A 23,337-nucleotide genomic window follows, 5' to 3' on the forward strand; every position below is an offset into this window, starting at 1 on the left:
CGGTTTTCTCGGGAAACTCAGGCCGCCAATACCGCTTTTAGATCATCCTCGAAGGCCTTGATGATTTCCGGTTCCTCTTCCTCCAACGCGACCAGACGGTGGCGGATGGCAACCCGGCGCGTCCAATCCGTTCCCGGTGCATGGAATTCATCAACCAGCGCCTCCACTTCCGTGCGAACGTTCCTCGGGATGCAATCCAGGGCGCAACCACCAGGAAAAGAATCGCTCAGGCGCTCGAAATCCAACCAGCGATAACCAACAATACGGACAACGGACAACAAGATGAACGAGCCACAGGCCACGCAGATTTCCGAAACTCCATGCAGGGCCAAGGCAATGACACACGAAAAAAGGTAGGTTGTGAAAACCACGATATAGAAGAGGAAAACCAATCGCCTAGCCATCTCGGAAGCGCTGTTTAGCTGACGAACCATAACCAACTCTCCGCTTAATTGACTGGATTATCGCCGTGCCACCGAATTCTGTCCACCATCATTTTGCTCCAAATCGTTTTGCCACAGCCCCTCCCCTCCTTTACTCTGCCGCCGCTATGTATAAAAAGAAACAGCTGGTGAAGGTCGAGATCATCGATCTGGGCGACAAGAACCAATGCTTCGGACGCATGGAGGACGGCATTGCCATCTTTGTGCAGGGTCCGGCGGCGGTCGGCGACGTGGTGACGGCCGAAATCTTCAAGATTAAGAAGAAATACCTGGCCGCCCGAATGTGCGGATTGGTTAAGCCCTCCCCCCATCGCATCGATCCGGCCTGCCCCTACTTCGGCCTCTGCGGCGGCTGCAAATGGCAGCACATGGACTATGCCGAACAAGTGCGCCTCAAGCGCAAGCAAGTGCAGGACGCCCTCGGGCACCTGGGAGGCTTCAAAGACATCGAATGCGACGAATGCATCCCCGCCCCCAACCTGTTCGGCTACCGGAACAAGATGGACTTTTCCTTCACCGACCTGCGCTACCTCACTCCAGCGGAAATGGACATCGACCCCGGCGACCATGAAAAGCCGCTCGACTTCGCCCTCGGGTTCCACGCCCCCGGTTGCTTTTCGAAGGCCATCGACATTAACCACTGCGACCTCTCGACCAACGAGATGAACCTCACCCTCAACACCGTCCGCAGGTTTTGCCTTGCCCATCGCACGGAACTGCCGATCTATTCGACCCACTCGCACACCGGCGAGCTGCGCAACCTGGTGGTCCGCCACGGCGGGAATACCGGCGAATTCATGGTCAACCTCGTCACCAGCACCCACAACCCGGAGCTAATGAACAATCTCTGCGAGGAACTCAAGGCCGCCTTGGGCGACCGCATGACCACCTTCGTAAACAACACCACCTCCGCCAAGAACACCGTCGCCTTCGGCGAAAAGGAATACGTGCTCCATGGCCCCGGCTACATTACCGACCGACTCGGCGACTACACCTACCGGATCTCCGCCAACTCGTTTTTCCAGACCAACACCGTCCAGGCCGAAAAACTCTACAACCTGATTTTGGAACAGGCGCAGCTCAAGTCAACGGATGTGGTCTACGACCTTTTCTGCGGCACTGGCTCCATCACCCTCTTCGCTTCCAGCCATTGCAAGAAGGTACTCGGCGTCGAGCTGGTCGAAAGTTCTGTCCGCGACGCCCGGGAAAACGCCAAGCGCCACAACATTGATAACTGCGAATTCATCAAACTCGACCTCAAGGACATCAAACATATCCGCAACGACATGGCCGATTTCGGCGCACCTGATGTCGTCATTACTGATCCGCCGCGTGCCGGCATGAACCCCAAGGCGGTCATGGCCCTGCTGGAGATTGCGCCCCCCGCCATTGTCTACGTCAGTTGCAACCCCGCATCACTCGCCCGCGATGGCCAGATGCTCTGCGAAGAAGGACAATACAAACTCGTCTCCTGCCAGCCCATCGATATGTTTCCACAGACCAACCACGTCGAAAGCGTTGCGCGCTTCGAAAAAACCCTTTCATAGGCACCTATTTCGGCGGCAAAAAGTCGCGGACTGCCATCGAACACCGTGGTAGGGTGCACACTCGATACCATGAAAAAAACAATAAAAACAACCCGCATTGCCCGATTTTGGACGATGGCGCTGCTGCTGTTTTCCGGACAAGCCGTGTTTGCCATCGAACAGGTGGCCGACACCCGATTCAGCATCGACCGCGGCTTCTACGCCTCGGCGACCAACCTGGTTGTTTCGTCTGAAACGGTCGGAGCAACCATCGCCTACACCCTCGATGGAAGCGATCCGCGCACCTCGAGCAGCGCCATGCAAGGCCCCGCTCCGGCGACCATATGGATCGATCCGCAAAACAGCTCGGGGAAATGGCGTACGACGCCGGGGGTGATGGTGCGGGCCTATGCTTACAAGGCCGGCATGCTCCCGTCCAACGTCGACACCCACACCTACCTCTTCATCGAAAAGGTGCGCACCCAGGGCGATATCCGCCCGGAGGGTGGTTCCGTCTTCTGGGAATCCACGGAGATGGATCCCGCAATCATCAATGATCCCGCCTACTCCAATGAGCTGGACGAGGCGTTGCTCTCCATTCCAACCCTGTCGATTGTGATGGATCACGAAGACCTATTCGGCGAAGAAGGCATGCACCGCAGCGACAACATGAATCTGGATTGGGAGCGGCCGTGCTCCATCGAACTCATCTATCCGGAAGGTCTGCGCTTTTCCGGGTTCAAGGGTTTCCAGATCGACTGCGGCATAAAAAACCAAGGAGCCTCCGACTACATGCATTCCCTCGGTTACGACCACAAGCAGTCGTTTGGCCTCCGCTTCCGCCGCCAATATGGCAGCGGCCAGTTGAACTACCCCTTCTTCGAACATGCCCCCCTCAATGCCGACAGCGAATGCGGGTCTTACGACAAGCTCATCCTGCGCGCCGGCCACAACAAAAGCTACGGCATGTGGTGGGATGCCGAGCACACGGTCTACACCCGCGACCAGCTTTCGCGCGACCTCCAGATCGACATGACCGGCGTCGGCGGGCACGGATCGTTTGTCCACCTCTACCTCAACGGCATCTACTGGGGGCTCTACAATCCATGCGAACGACTGGACGATGCCTTTGCGGCGAGCTATCTGGGCGGCAACGAGCAGGATTACTTTTGCTTCAAGGGAAAAGGCGGCGACACGGCCGGCGACAACACCCGCTTCTACGAATGGCTCAATACCACGTCGAAGAGTTCGGATCCTGCAACGTTGCACGAATACTGCAACATCGACAACCATGCCGACATGGTCATGTTCAGCATCTATGCGACCATTGGAGACTTTCCGCAATACTATGCCGGCATCCGCAACAATCCCGGCGGGCAGGTACACTTTTTCAACTGGGATGTCGAAGACTCGTTTGGTGGTGGCGGCAGACGCTCCTCCGACGATCCGTCGTATGGCACCATCAGCAACGACAAGTTCGCCGGTTTCGACAACATGTACGACAACAACCCCGAATACCGCATGAACTTTGCCGACCGCACCTACAAGGCCTGTTTCAATGGCGGGGTGCTGACCGAGGAACATGTGCTCGAAAGCTGGAACCGGCTGTGCGACACCATCGAAAGCGCCATGGTGGCCGAGTCCGCCAGATGGGGCGACGAACGCGAAGGCGAAACCGGCACCACCTATACCCGCAACGACCATTGGATACCCGCACGCGATGCCGTCACGGCCGGGATCATCGGGAAGACCGACAAGTTGGTAACGATGTTCCGCAATGATGATTTATTGCCAACCGTTAAAGCCCCCCGGTTCAAGGAGGGCGGTTCGGTGATCGATGTTGCCCTAAAGGAAGTCGCTGCCGGCTTCAACCTTTCCATTGAACGGGAGGGTTCGTCGGGAACCGTTTATTACACCACCGACGGCTCAGACCCGCGCGCGGTGGGCGGTGCAGTCCAGGGCACCGATGCCGGCGACGCAACCTCTCTCGTGCTCAACGCCAGCACCTGCGTCAAGGCGCGCACCCTCGACGGTTCAGTTTGGAGTGCCCTGCACGAAGCCACCTTCTTTATCGACCGCGATTGGAGCGACCTCAAGATCACGGAAATCATGTACAATCCGCAGGATGCCACCATGGCCACGAATGCCGCGATCACCTCGATCATAGGCGATGCCGGCTCCATCGACCCGAACTACACCAACCGCGCACTGCTTGTCTTTGCCGCCCCCCTCCCCATCGCCCTGACCGGCGGCGACAAAGTGCTGGTTTCCGGCGCCGCCAACCCGGCCAACAACGGCACCTTCTCCATTGCCAAGGTGATCTATGAAGGCAGCATTGGCCAAAACAGAACCCAGAACGTGTTGCTGACGGAAGCATTGGCCGACGAATCGACCGGGGGCCTGACCGCCGACTTCCTCTACGACGGCGACCGCTTTGAATTCCTGGAGCTGAAGAATACCGGAGGAAGCCCCCTGCCGCTCAGTGGCGTAACGTTCACCCGCGGCGTCGACTACACCTTCCCCAACGGAACCATCCTCTCCCCCGGCGGGTTCGCGATTCTGGCCAGGAACCCGTGGGATTTCGCCAGGCGCTATCCCGCCGTAACGCCGCTCGGCTCCTTCCCGGCCAGCTCGCTCGACAACGATGGCGAACACGTGGAACTCGCATTCAACACCGGCATCCGGCACCAGGTGCTGGGAACGGTGACTTCATCCGAAGGATACGGCGCTGTGATTTTTCCCGCCGTCCCATCCGGCATTGGCGCCGGTGACCGGTTGAGGATCAGCCATGCCGGCTATCCTTCCAGCCAAAAAATGTTTACGATCCAATCGGTTGTTGGAAACATCGTGTTCGTGAATGATCCCCTCCCCACCGAACCCCAGGGAGCAAAAGCCCTCTTCTTCGATCTCATCACCAGCGTCGAATTCAACGACCGGGAACCGTGGCCGCGACCGGCCGACGGCTATGGATTTTCACTCACCCCAACCAACGCAAACCCGGTCGGCGACCAGGACTTGGCCGGTGCATGGCGGGCCTCGGCCAATGCCGATGGATCGCCTGGCGCCGACGATCCGGTTCCCGAAATTGCCGGCATCAAGGTGAACGAGGCGCTGACGCATACCGACCAGCCCCAGCGCGACACCATCGAGCTATACAATCCCGGAGCCCAGATGGTCGATCTCGGTGGCTGGTTCCTGACGGACGACCGTGATCTCCCGCAGAAATGGACGATCCCCGCCGGTACGCTCATTTCGGCAAACGGCTACCAGGTGTTTTATGAAGGACACTATGTGTCGACCAACCTGGAGTTTTCCGCCAACGAGTTTGGTTCGGCATTTTCGCTCGGCTCCACCGGGGACGACGTCTACCTGTTCTCCCCGACCCTCGGCTACAGCCATGGGTTCAGCGTTGAAGGCGCCTTTAACGGGATCAGCTTTGGGCGGTACCTGACCAGCCAAGGCGAAGAGCACTTCCCCTCGCAGCAACAGTTCACCCCCATGGCAACGAATTCCGAACCGCTCGTCGGTGCGGTCATCATCACGGAAATCATGTACAACCCGGCAGAAGGAAGCCACGAATATATCGAGTTGTTCAACGCTTCCGCTTCCGCCGTCCCCTTGCATGATCCCGCCAACCCAACCAACACCTGGGAATTGGGAGGAATCGGTTTCGCGTTTCCAACCAACCACATCGCAATCGGCGCGGGTCAAGCTCTCTTGCTCGTTCGCGACACCACCACGCCGGAATGGTTCCGGTCGACCCACGGCATCCCGCCCGAAGTGCAGATCTTCACATATGACGGCAAGCTCGACAACGGCGGCGAAACCCTCACCCTCCGGGCGCCGGACGAACCGGTTCAGACAGGAACCCATGCCGGCAAGGTGCCCTACGTCGTCATCGATCGCGTGGCCTACGACGATGCCATGCCCTGGCCGGCCGAGCCGGATGGCGACGGCTATTCGCTGGAACGGATCGACGGCGCGGCCTATGGAAACGATGTCATCAACTGGCGGAAGAGCACTGTCTCCGGGGGGACGCCCGGTGTGGTAGACACAGTCCCTCCTGTTCCGTCGTTCACCGACAACGACGGGGACGGCCTGGATGACAATTGGGAAACAACCTATTTCATGTCGACGAACCACCCCGGCGGAAACCCCGACGAAGATTACGACCTCGACGGGCAATCCAACCTCGAAGAATTCATTAGCGGCACGAACCCCACCAATGAAGGTTCCCGTTTCGGGATTGCCTTGGCAACCGCGGCAACCAACGGCAGCACGCATTTCGTGATCAGCTGGGATGCTGCAAACGACCGGATCTACGACGTCCTTTGGGCTCCAGGGCTCAACCAAGGTTTCCTGCTCCTCGAATCCGGCATCGCCTTCCCGCAAAACAGCTATACCGACACCGTGCACAGCGCCGGTTCCAGTTGCTTCTACCGCGTGGTTGTGCGGATGCCCCTTCCCGGCGACATCGATGCCGACGGCCTGCCCGATGCCTGGGAATCCCTCTACTTTGCCAGCGCCGAGGCCGCCGCGGCAGGCATCGACAGCGATGGCGACCGCATGAGCAACATCGGCGAATTCATTGCCGGCACCGACCCCACCAATGCGGCATCGCGCCTGGAGTTTTCCACCATCCGCCCATCAACGAACGGCCTCGTCCTGGAATGGAACGCCGTCACCGGCCGCGTCTACCGCATCCACTGGGGCGACACTCTCGGCCAGCCGCTCCCGCCCTTGAGCCCGCCCATGCCCTACCCCCAAGGCACCTACACCGACACCGTGCATGGCGCGGAGAACAAAGGCTTCTACGACCTCCGCGTCGAACTTGAAAAATAGCGATCACTTTCCCGAAACCACCCATGTAGCAGGCATCTAACGGATAGATTGAACAGGACTTTCCCCTGAATTTAATGGGTCGCAATCGCAACCGTCTTGGGGGTAGCCCCAAACGGCTTCCACAAAGTGAATCGGTTCTGAATGTGCCAACGGCACAAGACAATTTAGCCTTGGGCAACGCCCAAGGAAACCGTAGGAAAGAAACACATTTGCCCTGTAGGGGCAACACAAGCGCCCTGAGGAGAATTTGTGTTGCCCCTACAGGGCAAAATAAAAAAAAGACCCCCAGAACCTTGGACTGCGTCCAAGGCTAAATTGTGTTGTGCCGTTGGCACATTTGCCTCTCCAAAGCAAAGGGGCAACAGGCAGTTGAAAAACTGGGGGAATGTCCTGGTAGATTGAATTGACGACTCCCCTTGCTAGTGACACGTTACTCGTATGAACTCCTTCATTCTATTCATAGCGTCCTCACTGTTCATTAGCAGCTTGGCTTCAATAGTCTTCTTTTTCCGTTCAAAGCGCGCCATTCAAGGAAGCTGGCACCGTCATTTAACCTACCCACTACCATTGAAGATGTTTGCCTTTTTTGGATCTTCGCTTTTTCTAGCCGCACTGTTATTCATTTTTCGAAACACCAGCTTCATCGAAGCCATGCAGTGTACAGGTTATATCCTTCCTTTTTTCATTCTGGTTCTTTGCGGAACGATTGAAACCCTGTTCTTCGAAATACAATATGACGACAAGAAAATAGTTCAACGCTCTCCGTGGACGGGTGAGAAGGAGATCCCTCTAGATGACCTATGGGAGATGCAACACCACAAATTTTTAGATCACCTTATGCTCCGTTCAACCAATGGAACCACGATTCGCATAGCAAAGCATTTGAATGGTTCCGAAGAATTGACTGAGCTAGCAAAAATTGTCATTCAATCACTCTGAGCATATTTCCAATAATAGCCCATCTAGATGTTCCCCTTAGGCCAACCAGCTCGCTTCGAGTGCATTTAACGTGACGTTCACATGGTTTCACGTGTATTATGTGTAACCTTTAAAGGAGCGGGCTATGTGCGAGACATGCGGATGCGGAACGGCGAACGAACACCATCATCACGAACATGGGGATGGACACCACTATCACCACGACCATGAACACAGACACACCAAGACGGTGACGTTGGAGCAAAAGGTGCTGGCGCAGAACGATGCACTGGCCGACCAAAACCGTTCGTGGCTGGCCGAACGCGGCGTGGTGGCCATCAACCTGATTTCCGCACCCGGCTCCGGAAAAACCTTCCTGCTCGAAAAGACGCTCGAAGCGCTCGACGGAACGATCAAATGCGCCGTCATCACCGGCGACCAGCAGACCGACCGCGATGCCCAGCGCCTTCAAGGCAAGGGGGCCAAGATCCACCAGATCGAAACCATCAGCTCCTGCCATCTCGACGCCCACCAGGTCTCGCATGCAATGGAAGCGGTGGTGGATGAAGGCACCCGGTTGCTGTTCATCGAAAACGTCGGCAACATGGTTTGCCCCACCGCGTTCGATCTCGGCGAAAGCTTTAAGGTCGCCCTGCTCTCGACCCCCGAGGGCGAGGACAAGCCGATCAAATATCCCGTCCTCTTTGCCACCGCCAAGGCCATCGTGCTCACCAAGATGGATCTCGCCGACGCGCTGGACTGGGATCTCGCCGCCTGCCGCAAATATATCCAGCACGTCCAGCCCGGCGCCAATGTCATCGAACTCAGCGCCAAATCCGGAAACGGCATGGAAGCGTGGCTAAATTACCTCCAACGTCTAGTCCAATAGTTGCCACCAGGGCGATTCCGCAGGATACGGCGCCTCGATGATGACCGGCTCTTTCAGCGTTGGGTGCACCACCTCAAGACGACGGTGGTGCAAGGCGATGGATCCATCCTTGGACGTTTGCTTCGCGCCATATTTTCCGTCGCCGGCGATCGGGCACCCGATGGCGGCGAGCTGGGCGCGGATCTGGTGATAGCGACCGGTTTCGAGATCCACCTGAAGCAAGGTCTGGTTCCCCGCTCGTTTGAGGGTGAGGTAGCTGAGTACGGCCCGCTGCGCCCCTTGGTCGCCCTCGCGGCACACCTCCGCGCGGTGGTTTTCGTGCGAAAGCCAATGGACTAGCTGATCCGATGGTTTCTTCGGTGCGCCCTCCACCAACACGTGGTAAATCTTTTTGCAGTTGCGTTTGCGGATATCTTCGTTCAAGCGGGAGAGCGCCTTGCTGGTGCGGGCAAATAAAACAATGCCGCTGACGGCCTTGTCGATCCGGTGGACGGCGTTGAGAAAGACCGCCCCCGGCTTCCCCTTGTCCACCCGCACCCATTCACGCGCCCAGTCCTCCAGGTTGCGCAACCCCGTGCCGCTATCCTGCGACAACAACCCGGCCGGCTTGTTCACCGCCAGCAGATGGTTGTCGGCATACAGCACAAAAGCGTCAAGTGCCTTTGAATCATAGGTTAAATCGCTCATCCCGGCTCCACGGTTTCAACAAGTGTCGTAATTCGGCGTTGCATTGGCAAGCTCCCCGTCAGCCGTTTGAAGCAGCAATGCCTCAACGCCCACCCCATTCCCTCACATGCACAGGTTTGGGAACTCCCCGGCCGGCTCCAAGCACACTTGCGCAAGTGTGATTGGCCGGCACTTGCCCTGATGCGGGAGGAGTGGTGTAGCCGCAGGAAAGAACCGGTTCGTCCGATCTAGCTGGGCAATGCCAGCTGATCGAAGCCGGACAGGAAGCCAACAACCTTTCGCTTGAGCGGATCGGTGCCGCCGGCAACATCGCTTTCGATGTTGATCGGGATCTGCGGATCGTGGAGCGACTTGCGAAGCAGGATCCATCCGTTTTCGGTGGTAACGTGCACGCCCTCGAAATTGTTCGGGGTCAGCGACCAGCCCGCTTCCTGTTCCACTAAATCCTTAAAGGCCTCCAGCACGTTTTCGGCATAGGCCGCAAAGTCGTCGACCATGATCTGTGGGCGGAATTCGATGGCCTCCGCCGGTTCGGGCAGCTCGGCGATCAGCTCGTCGACCGTGCCCCCGCCCGCCGCCTTGAGCTGCGCGATTTTAATCAGGATCTTGGCGATCTGGTAGGCGCCATCGTCGAGGAAATAGTTTTCCTTCAGCGCGCCGTGGCCGGAGGTTTCCAGCGCGAGGAAACTCGGTGTGCCGGTTTCGTTCAAGCGGATGGCCTCGTTGATGACGTTCTTGTAGCCGCGCTTGAATCGGTGGTGGACTCCGCCCAGTTTTTCTTCGATCCACCATTTCAGGCCGGTCGAGGTGACGGAGTCGGTCACAATGGTGGTTCCGGGATGCTCACCGAGCACGATGGTGGCCATCAGCGCAATGAAGCGGTTGCGGTTGATCGGCTTGCCGTTTTTATCGACGGCACCGGCGCGGTCGACATCGGTATCGAAAATGATGCCGAAGTCGGCGTTGTTATTCTTCACGGCGGCAATGATGGCATCCATTGCATCCGGGTCTTCCGGGTTCGGGATGTGGTTTGGGAAGGAACCGTCCGGATCGAGGAACTGGCTACCCGCCGTATCGGCACCGAGTGGATTGAGTACCTTTTCAACGAAGAACCCACCCGCCCCGTTTCCGGCATCGACCACGATTTTCAAGCCAGCCAGCGGTTTTTCGCTGCCCGCGCCCTCGCGGATGATTTGCACAAGATGCGCCGAATAGTCATCCATCAGCGTGACCGTGGAGGTGTTCGACAGCTCGGCAGCTTCGATCTCGCCGGTGGCGGTGGCGAGGGTGAGGATTTCCTTGATGTCCTCCTTGCCCAATCCGCCTTCGCGGACAAAGAATTTCAGGCCGTTGCGGTTGAACGGCAGATGGCTGGCCGTCAGCATGATGGAACCGTCGTAGCCATGGTTCTCGAACACGGTCGACATGAACATGGCCGGCGTCGAGGCCAGCCCGCAGTCGAACACGGCACACCCGCCCCGCTCCAGCCCCTGGAACACGGCGGTCTTGATGGCCTCGGCGGAGAGGCGCGAATCGTGGCCAACCCCCACCTTGAGGTTTGTCTTGCCCAGCTTTTTTTCCAGCCATTGGGCAAAGGCGTTTCCGATCGTACGGGCAATGTCCGTTGTCAGGTTGACCGGTTCCCCCGCCACCCCTTCGAGCGCCACCCCGCGCACATCGCTTCCATTCTGCAACTTGAAATATTTGTCCATCACTCTTCCTCTATTCATTTATGTCAAAAGCCGAAAGGTCGAAAGTCGAAGGCCATCAGACCAAGGACTTTCGACCTTTGACTTCGAGTCCTAGACCGGGTGTTAGCCCATCAGGTCTTTGGCAACGTTGTAGACATTGTCGGCGGTGAAACCGAATTTTTCCGCAAGCAGACCGCCCGGCGCAGAGGCGCCGAAGGTGTCCTTGCAGACGGTTGCGCCACAGCGGCCAATATATTTTTCCCACCCGAAGGAGGTGCCGGCTTCAACAACCATGCGCTTGGTGCAGCCATCGGCCATCACTTCGCTCTGGTAGGCGGCATCCTGCGCCTCGAACAGCTCGCGGCAAGGCATGTTGACCACGCGGACGTTGGTGCCTTCGGCGGCCAGCTTCTCGGCGGCGTCGAGCGTGATCTTCACTTCCGATCCCGTTGCGATCATGAGCAGGTCCGGCAGGCCTTCGCCGCTCTGGAACATGGTGTAGGCGCCCTTCGCGAGCTGGCCGTCCATGTTGTATTTTTCGCGGTCGAGCACGGCGAGGTTCTGGCGCGTCAGGCAGAGGACGCTCGGCCCGGCGGTATTCTTCAGCGCGGCTTCCCAGGCGCATCCGGTTTCCTTCGGATCGCTCGGGCGGAAGACCGTCACGTTCGGCATCATGCGCAGGCTGTTGATGGTTTCGATCGGCTGATGGGTCGGGCCGTCTTCGCCCACCCAGAAGCTGTCGTGGGTGAGGACGTAGATAACCGGCAGGTTCATCAGCGCGGCAACGCGCAGGGTCGGGCGGACATAGTCGGCGAAGACCAGGAAGGTGGCGCCGTAGATGCGGAAGCCGCCGTGCACCTGGATGCCGTTCATGATGGCACCCATACCGATTTCACGCACACCGTAGTGGAAGTTGCGGCCTTCGAAGGCGTCTTTTCCAATGTCGGCGTAGTCGTTGAGGTAGGTCATGTTCGAGCCGGCCAGGTCGGCGGAACCGCCGACCAGGAAGGGAAGCTCCTTGGCGAGCGACTGCAGTATTTTCCCGGAAGCGGAACGAGTCGCGATCGGGGCGTCAAATACCGGCAGTTTTTCGCTGAGGCCGGCCGGGATTTCCTGCGTCATGTGGATGTTCCACTGCGCGGCGAGGGCGGCGTTTTCAGTCTGCCATGCGGCAAAGTCGGCATTCCATGCCGCTTCAACTTTCTTCATTTCATCGAGACGGGCGGCGAAAACATCGCGCACGTCCTGCGGGACGAAGAATTTTTCTTCGGACATGCCGAGCGCCTTCTTGGTGAGGGCAACTTCTTCTTCGCCGAGCGGGGCGCCGTGGCAATCGTGGCTGCCTTCCTTGTTCGGGGAACCGAAACCGATCTTGGTTTCGCAAACGATGAAGGACGGTTTTTCCGTTTCGGCTTTCGCGGCATCGATGGCGGCGGCGATGGCGGCGTGGTCGTGGCCGTCGATGCGCTGGACCTGCCATCCGTAGGCCTCCATGCGCTTTTCGATATCGTCGGTGTAGGTGATGCGCACATCGCCTTCGATGGAGATGAAGTTTTCGTCGTAGAAGACGACCATTTTGCCTAGGCCGTGGTTACCTGCAAGGGAGAAGACTTCGTTGGAGATGCCTTCTTCGAGCTCGCCTTCGGAGCAGATGACGTAGGTGTGGTGGTCGACGATTTTCTGGGCTTCGGTGTTGAAGCGGGCGGCGAGCATTTCTTCGGCGATGGCCATGCCGACGGCGTTGCCGCAGCCCTGCCCGAGCGGGCCGGTGGTGGTTTCGACGCCGACGGTGTGGCCGTATTCCGGGTGGCCGGCGGTTTTGCTGCCCCACTGGCGGAAGTTCTGCAGCTCCTCGATCGGCAGGTCGTAGCCGGAGAGATGAAGCAGGGAGTAGATCAGCATGGAGCCGTGCCCTGCGGAAAGAACAAAGCGGTCGCGGTCGGCCCAGTCCGGGTTGGCCGGATTGTGCTTGAGGTATTGCGTCCAGAGTACGGCGGCGACATCGGCCATGCCCATCGGCATGCCGGGGTGGCCGGAATTGGCGGCTTGAACGCCGTCCATGGCGAGTCCACGAATCGTGTTTGCTACTAGATTGAGATCCATTTCAATGTTCCCCTATAGGTTTAATATTCCTGATTTCAAGAGTGCGGAGCCTCCCATAAATGGAGGCGCTCCGCCATAAAGTTATTCCCAAAAAACTGGACAAAAGTCCTGACTATGCCTGGCAGAACTCCCGCCATTTCTTGAGTGCGGACTTCCAGGTTTCCGTATCCTGAGGCTCGAACTCGCGGGTTTCGCCGGCAAAGGAGTTGCGTACGATTTCGCGGCCTTCCGCCAGGGAATCGATATCGCCCATCGCCAACATCTGCATGATCAGGTTTCCGGTGGCCGTGGCCTCCGTTGGCCCGGTTACCACCTTGCGGCCGGTGGCATTGGCCGCCAGCTGGTCGAGCAACGTATCCTTGCAGCCGCCGCCGACAATGCGGAGCGTGTCGAGGGTGCGCCCGGTCAGCTGCTCGAGCGATTCATAGACGCTGGCATAGAGCAGGGCCAGGCCTTCGTACGCCACGCGAATAATCTGCGCATGCGTCTCCGGGCGCCCCTGCCCCGTCTTTTCGCAATATTCCTGAATGCGGGCCGGCATGTCGCCCGGCGCAATGAACATTTCGTCGCTCGGGTCGATGAAGAACTCAAAGGGCTCGGCCTCAAGCGCCATGTGCTCGAGCGCCGTCCAGGAATAGTCGAAGTCTTGTTCGTTCCAGTTGCGGCGTAGCTCCTGGATCATCCAGAGCCCGGAAAGGTTTTTCAGGAACCGGATGGTGTCGCAGACCCCCACTTCGTTGGTGAAGTTGGCCGCCAGCGACGCTTCGTTGATGACCGGCTCCGACAACTCGGTACCCAGCAGCGACCAGGTGCCGGAACTCAGGAAGGCGCACTGTTCGCCCTCGACCACCGGAACGGCGGCAAACGCACTCGCCGTGTCGTGCCCGCCCACCGCCACAACGGGCAGACCGTCGGTCTCGCCAATCACGGTTCCCGGATCCACCAGCTCGGCAAACAGGTCGGAGCGGATATTCAGTTTTTCAAGCAGGTCGTAGGCCCAGTCCTTGGTCTTCGGATTATAGAACTGGGAGGTGCTGGCGATCGAACGCTCGGCCACCATGTTGCCGGTCAGCCAATAGCTCAGCAAGTCCGGGGAAAAGAGCAGTTTCGTGGCACTGCGGTATTGGAACGAATCCTCAAGCGAGAGCGACATCATCTGGTACAGCGTGTTGAGCTCCATGAACTGGATGCCGGTCTGGGCGAAAACCTCTTCCTTCGGAACCCGGAAAAACACCTTTTCAAACATGCCGACCGTCCGGCTGTCGCGATAGTTCACCGGATTGCGCAGCAGGCTGCCATCGGCATCGAACAGTCCGAAATCGACCCCCCAGGTATCAACCCCCATGGAAACGAGTCCGTCGCCATACTCTTTTTTCGCGAGGGCAATGCCCTCCCGGATGTTCCGGAAGAGATGGACGAAATCCCACAGGAGCGTTCCCCGAACCTCGGTCGGCCCGTTCCAGAACCGGTTCATCTCCTTGAGCGTCAGCTTGCCGTTATCCAAGGTTCCGACGATTGTGCGCCCGCTGGACGCGCCTAAATCAACTGCGAGATAATGCTTCATTATTTTTCCCCTACTTCTTGTCGATCAATCCGGATAGTTGATCCAGATCCAATTCCATCAATGACTCAACAATACAATCGGCATCGGACAGGCGATCCGCACGCGCCGAATTTGTGACGGCGACGCATCGGCATCCGGCGGCCTTGGCCGCCGCAACACCGTCCGGCGCATCTTCAACCACAACACAACGTTCCGGCGGCAGGCCCAGCAGCTCCGCCGCCTTCAGGAACAACTCCGGATCCGGTTTTTTCTTCGTGACGTCGCTACCGGTCACATAGGCCATTTGGCCATAGAACACCTGCGCCGACTTCAGCACCGCCTCCGATTTTTCGCGGGTGCTGCTCGTGGCGATGCCCACCCGGAAATCGTCCCGCACCAAGGCGCTGTCCATAAGCTCCAACACCCCGGGAAAGGCCGGAAGCGGCTGGGCTTTGAGCATGGCGATAAAATACTCCTGCCGGGCAAGGGTTGCCGCCTCAACCTGCCCATCCTCAAGCTCAACGCCATGGATCCGGGCGGCGGCACGGACATATTCCGCCGCACCGCGTCCCAGACCGGCCTCGAAATCCGACCGGACCACGCCGCGGACACCAAACAAATCCTCAAAAACCTTGATCGAGGCTTCTGCATTGACCCGCTCGGTGTCGGCAATCACGCCGTCCACATCGAAAATAAGACCGTACGCCCTATCCATGAATCTTCCTTAAATACCCGGTGCGTTTTCGAGCAGGAAGCGTTCGGCTTCCGGACTCCACAGGCCGTTTTCCTTTTCAACGATCTTGGCCAAGCCCTGGTAAAGCTCGCCTTCCATTCCGTCCAGCTCGTTGAGCGCCACCAACGGCATGCTGACGTTGTTGTAGACCAGCTTCTTGCCTCCGGGAATGTTCGGCAGGTTGAGCGTGGTTTCGATAACGGCATCCAGCCCGCCGACGTGCGTGACCATGGTGGACGGATTCAGTTTTCCGGCCTCCATCATCTTGAGCGACTCGACCATGTCGTCGGTATTGCCGCCGCTGGTTCCAACCACATGCGTTGCCGCATAGTGAACGTTGTAGAAGTTGAACTCCGCGGAGAATTCCGGATTGGTCGGCCCGGCGAAAAAGTTAAGGCAGCCATCGAAAGCCAACAGCTTGTCGGCCTGCTCCAGCACCGGACGAACCGGGGCATAGACAAACACATCGTTGAAGCCTTCGCCCTTGGGGGTCAGCGACTTGAGGTAATCCACATCCTTGCCCTCTTCGGCGGTGTTGACATAGACCAGCTCAACGCCGTTGGCCTTGGCCTCCTCCACCGTATAGATCGAAGCGGCGCGCTCAAGGCGGGCGTTGTCGATGTCGGTCACGACCAGCAGGCCGGGCTTGCGGTCGCAATGGATCGCATAATCGATTGCACCCAGTCCCATCGGTCCAACGCCGGCCAGCAACGCCATCGCGCCGCCTTCAACAATGCCCATGTCGTGGACATAGCTGCCGGGCTTGGTGTGGTAGTTGGCGTGGAAGCCACCCACAATGCACGACATCGGCTCGGCCAGCGAACCGTGGTAGTAGGCTTCGCCGTTGAACGGCAGCAGGCAATCCTGCTCCATCACTTCCGCCGGAATAATGACGAATTGCGAGTCGCCGCCAATGTGGCGGTAGGAATAGCCTGGTGCCGAGAGGATGCCAACCGGGCCGTCCTCGTAGTTGATCGCGGGCTGGATCGAAAACTTGTCGCCCGCTTTAAAACGATCCGTCCATCTGCCGCCGACCTCAACGATCTCGCCGCAGAATTCGTGACCGATAATAATCGGATCGTCTGAAACGTCATTGGGGATGCGTTTATGTTTCACGCCCTGCGACGCCGCTTTATAGGACGACATGCAGATGGAATCGGATACAATCTTGGCCAGGATTTCGTTTTCGGCAATGGCCGGGAGTTCGAACTCCTCCAACCGCAAATCCTTCTCGCCATAAAGTCTAACTGCTTTTGTTTTCATAATGTGTTCTCCAAAAATTCAGGGGTTAAGGTTCAGGTTTCGATCTTCTTAATTGAGCATGACCTGCCCGCCGGTTACCGGGATGGCCTGGCCGGTTTCATACTTTTGCTCCACCGAATACATGATGGCTTTGGTGACGTCCTCGCCATCGCAGCCGCGGTTCATCGGGATCTGCGCTTCGTAGAAACGGCGGACATCCTCGATGGTTTTGGCACCGGGCACCTTGCCGGTGTTGAGGTATTGCACGAACAAGCCACGCTCTGGATCGCTCCAAAGCGGCCCGTCGAAAAAGTTGCCGGGGCAGACCGTGTTGACCTTGGTGTTGTCGACGACCAGTTCCTTGGCGAAACTCTGCACAAGGCCAACCGATCCGAACTTGGAACCGGCGTAGGCGCCGTTCTTGTTCGAGCCTTCGAGCGCCGACTTGGAGCTGATGCTGACGATGTCGGTGTAATAGTTGCCCTGCGGCTTGTTCATCAGTTCCATCACCGGTGCCGCATGTTTGGTGCACAGGAAGAACCCGACATAGTTGACGTCGGTCACGAACTCGAAATCCTTCAGCGAAAGTTCTTTCACGCTTCCCGCCTTGAGCACGCCGGCATTGCTGACAAACAGATCGATGCCCCCCGTGGTTTTAACCACTTCGTCCACCATGCCCTTGACCGAATCCTCGTCGGTCACGTTGACCGCCACCCCGAAGGCCACGGTGCGGCCGGCCTGTTCGTTGAGATCCTGCGCCAGCTTCTTGGCACCCCCCACGTTCATGTCGGCAATGAAAACCAATGCACCGTTCTGGATGAGCGAGCGCACGATGCCTTCGCCGAAGCCCTGGGCGCCGCCGGTCACAACGCATACCTTGTTGTGCACCACGGCCGCGCGGCCTTCGAGCTTGATGGCATTCGATGTTCCGTTAACCGCGTCGTCGTAGTCCTCGCCCAGCAGGAATGCGCCGGCGCCTTCAACGATGACCGAGCGCATGCCCTTCTCGAACTTTTCGGGCAACTCCTCGGCGGTGCAGGTCAGCTCCGCATAGTCGATGCTATCCTTGCAGACGACAATGTCGCCCTTTTCTCCATTAAAACTCAGTCCGCGCAACATCGGCGCGATCTCTCTGGCCTTCCGGTTCATTTCAAATCTCCTTTATCGGATGGATCATTCAGATCTGCTGAATCATCTCTTCCGGTTTGCTGTGGTCGGCAGTCTTGCCGATGGTTGCATAACGTTCGATGCGCTTTTCGAGGGAATCGGCCGCCCATGGATTTTCGGCACAGAACAGCGCGAGCTTGGGATCGGCCGCCGCCAGTTTTTCATGGGCAATCAACGCCCAGGCCGCATCGGCCAGGTGGGCAAATTCCGGCTCCAGCAGAATCGGGCAATTGAACGACTGGCGCGAACTGTTGATGTCCACCCCGCTGATTTCCATCAACCCGTTTGCCTGGCAGAGCTTCTGCAGACGGACCAACTGCTCCTTGGTGTTGCGCGGCGGCATGTAGGTGATCGCCTTGAACCCGATCTTCGCCAGCTCCGGCACCAGGTCGTCGAGAAAATCGTCCTCGAACTTTTCGGCCTTCTTGTCGCCCGTCGGCGATTCGCCGACGTCGCCCAGATAGGCATAGGCCGGAATGGCGCCGATCTCGTTGGCAAAATCGACCGCCTGCTGGACATTGATGCATTCGTCGTAACCGGAAATCAGGAAAAACTCCGGAACCAACGATGCCTTGAACGCACCGAGCAGGTCGTAGGCATAGTGCGGGTTGAATTCCTGCAGCAACAATTCGCGGAGGCTTCCGGCCAGCGGGATATCCATCTGTTTTTCAACAAAGTCCACCAGCGCCTGCCCCTTGCCGCACTGGTTGATCAGTTTCAGCGACAGGGCATAGAGAATATGCCGTTCGGTAATCGAACCGCCGTTGTCCGCTTGCGAGATCGCCACCACATCGGCATCGAAGTCGAGCGTCGGCGCGCCGCGTTCGGCCAGGATGGCGTTGAGCTTTTCAACTTCCTTGCGGTCGCGGGCAATGCGCGCGGCGTGGATCGGCTTCAGGAACTCCTCCAGCGCATCGAACTGCGTGGCGGGAATACCATGCAACGCGATGTAGGAAACGTTCGGTTCATCGGGGTTGTTGGTCTTCCGACCTTCCATCGATGTGCCATCCATGTTGACGCGCATCTCGAAGCCGGCGGTACTCGCAATGTTAACCGCCTTGGCCGCTTCGAGGAATTCCGCGCAACCGGACACCGAATCGTGATCCATGATGCCCACCGTCCGCAGCCCGGCCTCCACCGCCTTAACCGCAATCATGGTCGGCGAATAGGGGCTGAAGGAATAGGTCGAGTGGACGTGGTTGTTCACTTCATCGGTCAGCGTTACGCCCTGCTTAAAGTCCTCGCCAAAGGCGCGGACCGTCGCGAGGCGTTCCTCGACCGATGCTGCATTTAGATTTTCATAAACCATTGATTTCTCCCGTACGGGCGACATCCATGTCGCCCCTACCTTTTCACTACACGCCCAACCGCGCAATACGCTGCAGCTCGCCGTTGGTGTAGTTGTGCTTCACCACGTGGCCCGGCAACGGAACGATGCGCTCGTGAACGGCATCGATGATCCAGCTGGCCTGCGGGAAGTAGTCGGTTTCCATTTCGGCGGCCGGCGAGATCCAGTTCTTCGCACCAATCACCACCGGCGGCGCATCGAGGTAGTCGAAGCACAGGTTGGTCAGGTTCGCCGCAATGTTGTGCAGGCAGGAACCGCGCTCGACGGAGTCGGAAGCCAGCACGACGCGGCCGGTCTTCTTGACCGACTCGACCAGCTTGTCGTAGTTGAGCGGATTGACGAAACGCAGGTCGATCAGCTCGACGTCCATTCCATATTTTTCCTTCATCTCGTCGACCACCTTCATGCCGCTATAGAGCACGGGGCCGAGGGTGATGAGCGTAAGGTCCTTGCCCTGCGTACGCACGGCCGGTTCGCCTTCCTCGGTTTCGAAGTAGCCTTCCGGAACGCCGCCCTTTTCGAAGAGCTCGCCAACGCCGTAGGTCTTCTGCGATTCGAAGAAGATCACCGGGTCGGTTCCGGCCAACGCCAGGTTCAGCATGCCTTTGGCATCGTAGGTCGTCGCCGGGTAGTAAACCTTCAGGCCCGGGATGTGGTTGACCATTGCCGTCCAGTCCTGCGAGTGCTGCGCACCATATTTGTTGCCCACCGACACACGAAGCACCAGCGGCATTTTCAAAATGCCGGCCGACATGGACTGCCACTTGGAAATCTGGTTGAAGATTTCGTCGCCGGCGCGGCCCATGAAGTCGCAGTACATCAGCTCGGCGCAGACGCGGCCGCCACTGAGGGCATAGCCGCAGGCGGTGCCGACAATGGCGCCTTCCGAGATCGGCGAGTTGAACAGGCGGTGGTAGGGAAGCAGTTCCGTCAGGCCGTTGTAGCAGGCAAACGCCCCGCCCCAGTCGCGGTTTTCTTCGCCATAGGCAATCATGGTCGGGTCGGTTGCGAAACGGTGCAGCATGGCTTCGAAGATCGCATCGCGATAGGTGTAAAGCTGGTTGGCCTTATAGGGCTGGCCGTTTTCGTCGAACGCAAAACGCTGTTTGCGCTTCAGCTTCTTCACGCGGTCGTTGTCTTCGATCTTCTGGAGCAGCTCCGGCTCACGGTCGTCGAACTTTTCAACCTTGCCGTTGGAGTACATCACCCCTTCGATCAGGTTCGGGTTGGAGTACGGGGAAATGCTCTCGTCAATCGACAGCTTCATCGCCTTGCAAACCTTGCCCACCACCTTGGCCTTCATGGCTTCGGCTTCGGCTTCGGAGAGGGCGCCGTTTTCAACCAGGTAGCTCCCGAACTGACGCACGCAATCCTCTGCTTCCCACAGCTCCATCTCTTCTTTCGAACGGTAGGAGGAGGCATCGGAAGGCGAGTGGCCGGACATGCGGTAGGTGATGATGTCGAGCAGGACCGGCCCCTTGCCGGCGAGCAGCACCTTCTTCTTGCGTTCCGTTGCATCGGCAACCGCCAGCGGGTTGTAGCCATCCACGCGCTCGGCGTGCATCTGGTCGGGATTGACCCCGGCGCCGATGCGCGCGGCAAACTTGTAGCTCATGGTTTCGCCCACGGTCTGGCCGCCCATGCCATACTGGTTGTTCATGATGTTGATCATGACCGGCGGATGGCCGAACTCATTGTCCCAGAGTTCGACATACTGGTCCATCGCCGCCATCCAGATCCCTTCGTAGACCGGGCCGCAACCCATGGAAGCGTCGCCGATGTTGGCAATCACAATGCCCGGCTTGCGATTGATCAGCTTGTTCATGGCGGAACCCACGGAGATGTCGGCGGAACCACCAACCAGCGCGTTGTTCGGCATGGAACCAAACGGGATGAAAAAGGCGTGCATGGAGCCGCCGAGACCTTTGTTGATGCCGGTTTCGCGGGCGAAGATTTCCGCGAGGGTTCCATAGAGGATGAAGTCTTCTGCGAGATCCTTCACCGTTTCGTGGGAGCCGTCCTTGACCACGTTCAGCGTAGCGCCATCAAAGAACTCTTCCATGATGGTGTTGAGTTTGTCGTCGTCCAGCTTGCTGATGGCGGACAGGCACTTGGCCATGATTTCACCGTGCGAACGGTGCGAACCGAAGATGTAGTCGTCGGTATCGAGGTGCACGGACTGGCCGACCGCCGCGGCTTCCTGGCCGATCGACAAGTGGGCCGGCCCCGGGTGGTTGTATTCCATTCCTTCGTAGGAACCCTGCACCTTGATCTGGTTCAGCATGGTTTCGAATTCACGGATCATCAGCATGTCGTAGTACATTTTGACCAGACGCTTCTTGCCGTATTTCTTGAGCTCCTTCTTATAGTCCGATTTGTACTGGTTGACCGGAATCGGCTTGAAGGTGACCTCGCCCGCCTTGCGGGATTCTTTGGGACAGATGACTTGATTCTTTGGCATGGGTTTTCTCCTGATTAATTCTACTTAAAATTGAAACATGGTTGAGCGGATAACTTCTCCAACGGTCGGATGCGGGAACACGATCTCCTGCGCGTCTTCCACCCGCAGGCCGGATTCGATCATGGCGGCAACCCCCCAGATGAATTCCGAACTGTAGGCGCCAAAGGCGTGCACCCCGAGAATGGCGCGGGTGTCGGCATCGATAACCACCTTCACCTGCCCCGGCCCCTTTTTGCCGTTTTCGGCAAGGAAGCGCCCACTCATGATCAGCGGGAGCGTTTTGGAATCGACCTTGTGCCCGGCTTCGGTGGCTTGCTCTTCGGTCATGCCGCAACCGGCGATTTCGGGCATGGAATAAACCGCCCACGGAATGGCGTTGGTGCGGAAGCGGTCCTTCTTGCCCAGGATGGTGTTCAGGGCCACTTCGCCCATGCGGGTGGCGGAGTGCGCCAGCTGCGACTTGCCGGTCACATCGCCAATGGCAAAAACGTTCGGCAGGTTGGTACGCTGCTGGTCGTCGGTCTTGATGCCGCGCCGATCGAAATCCAGCCCGGCTTCCTCGAAGCCCATGCCGGACAGGTTCGGCGACCGACCAACCGACATCAAAACGATGTCGGCGTTGATCGATTTTTCCTCGCCCGATTTGGTGACGAACTTCACGTCGTGCCCGTCGATCGCCGTCACGCGGCAGCCGAGGTTGAAATTCACCTTGCCCTTGAGCGCCTTGCGGAAGGCGGCCGCCTGGCCGTTGTCCATGAACGGGATGATTTCGTCGAGCATCTCGATCACGTCGACCTTGACGCCGAGGCTGCTGAAGAAGCTGGCGAACTCGACTCCGATGACCCCGCCGCCGATGACGGCCAGCGATTTGGGCATGGATTCCACGCTGAGGATTTCCTTGCTGGTCATCACGTGCGGCTGGTCGGCGCCGGGGATCGGCGGAACAAACGGCGAACCGCCGGTGGCAATCACGACGTTGTCGCCTTCATAGACCGTACCGGCAACTTCCACCTTGCGGGAACCGATCAACTTGGCTTCGCCGTAGAGCACTTCGACCTTGTTCTTTTTCATCATGGCCGCAACACCACCGCGCAGGGTTTCGATCACGTCCTGCTTCCAGGCCATGGTTTTCGCGAGATCGAACTTCACCTCGCCGGTGGTCACGCCGAATTCCGGAGCTTCCTTGGCGTGCACATAATGCTTGGCGGAATTGAGCAGCGTCTTGGTCGGGATGCAACCCCAGTTGAGGCAAACGCCACCGAGATATTTCTTTTCGATCAGCAACACCTTGAGGCCCTTGTGCCCGGCCCGTTCGGCCATTTCGTAGCCGCCAGGGCCCGCGCCGATGATAATGATGTCGTATGCAGCGCCGGTGGAGCTGGATACTTGAGGCTGGACACTTGGAGCGGGGGCCGCTGCGGGTTTGGCTGGTTCTTCGGCCTTGGGGGCCGGAGCGGGAGCGGCAGGTGCCGCATCCGCAGGACGCATCGCGCTGATGTCTTCGCCGGGAGCGCCGATGGCCGCGATGACCTTCAGCACTTCCACATCGGCGTCGGCCGGGTAGAAGATTCCAAGAACCGTTCCAGCCTCGGGGGCTTCCACTTCGAAGGTGGCTTTATCGGTCTCCACTTCGCAGAGCGCCTGTCCCGCCGTGACGGCATCGCCTTCCGCGACCTTCCATTCAATGATGATGCAGGATTCAACAGACTGTCCCTGCCTCGGCATGAGTACTTCAAGTGCCATG

At 58.4% G+C, this 23,337-nt stretch carries 15 protein-coding genes; 4 read left to right on the forward strand and 11 right to left on the reverse strand.

Annotated features, from left to right (window positions below; genetic code table 11):
- Positions 1-17 precede the first annotated feature (17 nt).
- Positions 18-434, reverse strand: a complete 417-nt coding sequence (locus E9954_RS07305; protein ID WP_136078553.1) for a hypothetical protein — start codon at positions 432-434, stop codon at positions 18-20.
- Between the two features lie 116 nt (positions 435-550).
- Here E9954_RS07305 and rlmD point away from each other — a divergent pair, with 116 nt between their 5' ends.
- The 4 genes from rlmD to hypB all read left to right on the forward strand — a co-directional run bounded on the left by rlmD (position 551) and on the right by hypB (position 8,618).
- On the forward strand, positions 551-1,990 hold the full coding sequence (gene rlmD, locus E9954_RS07310; protein WP_136078554.1) for a 23S rRNA (uracil(1939)-C(5))-methyltransferase RlmD: 1,440 nt from the start codon (positions 551-553) through the stop codon (positions 1,988-1,990).
- A gap of 69 nt (positions 1,991-2,059) precedes the next feature.
- Positions 2,060-6,811, forward strand: coding sequence for a lamin tail domain-containing protein (locus E9954_RS07315; protein ID WP_136078555.1), 4,752 nt, complete (start codon positions 2,060-2,062; stop codon positions 6,809-6,811).
- 486 nt (positions 6,812-7,297) lie between these two features.
- Complete coding sequence (locus tag E9954_RS07320; protein WP_136078556.1) at positions 7,298-7,750, forward strand: hypothetical protein; 453 nt, start codon at positions 7,298-7,300, stop codon at positions 7,748-7,750.
- A gap of 124 nt (positions 7,751-7,874) precedes the next feature.
- Positions 7,875-8,618 (forward strand): hydrogenase nickel incorporation protein HypB, encoded by a 744-nt coding sequence (hypB, locus tag E9954_RS07325; protein ID WP_136078557.1) that lies wholly within the window; start codon positions 7,875-7,877, stop codon positions 8,616-8,618.
- On the opposite strand, the gene E9954_RS07330 is transcribed toward hypB, so the two are convergent.
- The 10 genes from E9954_RS07330 to lpdA form a co-directional block, all read right to left on the reverse strand.
- Positions 8,607-9,305: an RluA family pseudouridine synthase gene (locus E9954_RS07330; RefSeq protein ID WP_136078558.1), complete on the reverse strand. Its 699-nt coding sequence runs from the start codon at positions 9,303-9,305 to the stop codon at positions 8,607-8,609. The genes hypB and E9954_RS07330 overlap by 12 nt on opposite strands.
- Before the next feature lie 227 nt (positions 9,306-9,532).
- Entirely contained in the window at positions 9,533-11,017 is a 1,485-nt protein-coding gene (locus E9954_RS07335; protein WP_136078559.1) for a phosphohexomutase domain-containing protein, read from the reverse strand.
- 102 nt (positions 11,018-11,119) lie between these two features.
- Positions 11,120-13,099 carry a transketolase gene (gene tkt, locus E9954_RS07340; protein WP_136078560.1) on the reverse strand — a complete coding sequence of 660 codons (1,980 nt, stop codon included), beginning with the start codon at positions 13,097-13,099 and terminating at the stop codon, positions 11,120-11,122.
- Positions 13,100-13,211: 112 nt separating this feature from the next.
- On the reverse strand, positions 13,212-14,663 hold the full coding sequence (locus E9954_RS07345) for a rhamnulokinase (protein ID WP_222847088.1): 1,452 nt from the start codon (positions 14,661-14,663) through the stop codon (positions 13,212-13,214).
- A 10-nt stretch (positions 14,664-14,673) separates the two neighbouring features.
- Entirely contained in the window at positions 14,674-15,357 is a 684-nt protein-coding gene (locus E9954_RS07350; RefSeq protein WP_136078562.1) for an HAD family hydrolase, read from the reverse strand.
- A 9-nt stretch (positions 15,358-15,366) separates the two neighbouring features.
- Positions 15,367-16,638, reverse strand: a complete 1,272-nt coding sequence (locus tag E9954_RS07355; protein ID WP_136078563.1) for a zinc-binding dehydrogenase — start codon at positions 16,636-16,638, stop codon at positions 15,367-15,369.
- A 48-nt stretch (positions 16,639-16,686) separates the two neighbouring features.
- Positions 16,687-17,766 (reverse strand): SDR family NAD(P)-dependent oxidoreductase, encoded by a 1,080-nt coding sequence (locus E9954_RS07360; RefSeq protein WP_222847089.1) that lies wholly within the window; start codon positions 17,764-17,766, stop codon positions 16,687-16,689.
- Between the two features lie 28 nt (positions 17,767-17,794).
- Positions 17,795-19,093, reverse strand: coding sequence for a PHP domain-containing protein (locus tag E9954_RS07365; protein ID WP_168442058.1), 1,299 nt, complete (start codon positions 19,091-19,093; stop codon positions 17,795-17,797).
- 46 nt (positions 19,094-19,139) lie between these two features.
- Positions 19,140-21,593 carry an alpha-ketoacid dehydrogenase subunit alpha/beta gene (locus tag E9954_RS07370; RefSeq protein WP_136078565.1) on the reverse strand — a complete coding sequence of 818 codons (2,454 nt, stop codon included), beginning with the start codon at positions 21,591-21,593 and terminating at the stop codon, positions 19,140-19,142.
- 24 nt (positions 21,594-21,617) lie between these two features.
- On the reverse strand, positions 21,618-23,336 hold the full coding sequence (lpdA, locus tag E9954_RS07375; RefSeq protein ID WP_222847090.1) for a dihydrolipoyl dehydrogenase: 1,719 nt from the start codon (positions 23,334-23,336) through the stop codon (positions 21,618-21,620).
- Position 23,337: the final 1 nt, after the last annotated feature.

This window comes from Pontiella desulfatans (assembly GCF_900890425.1).
Lineage (GTDB): Bacteria > Verrucomicrobiota > Kiritimatiellia > Kiritimatiellales > Pontiellaceae > Pontiella > Pontiella desulfatans.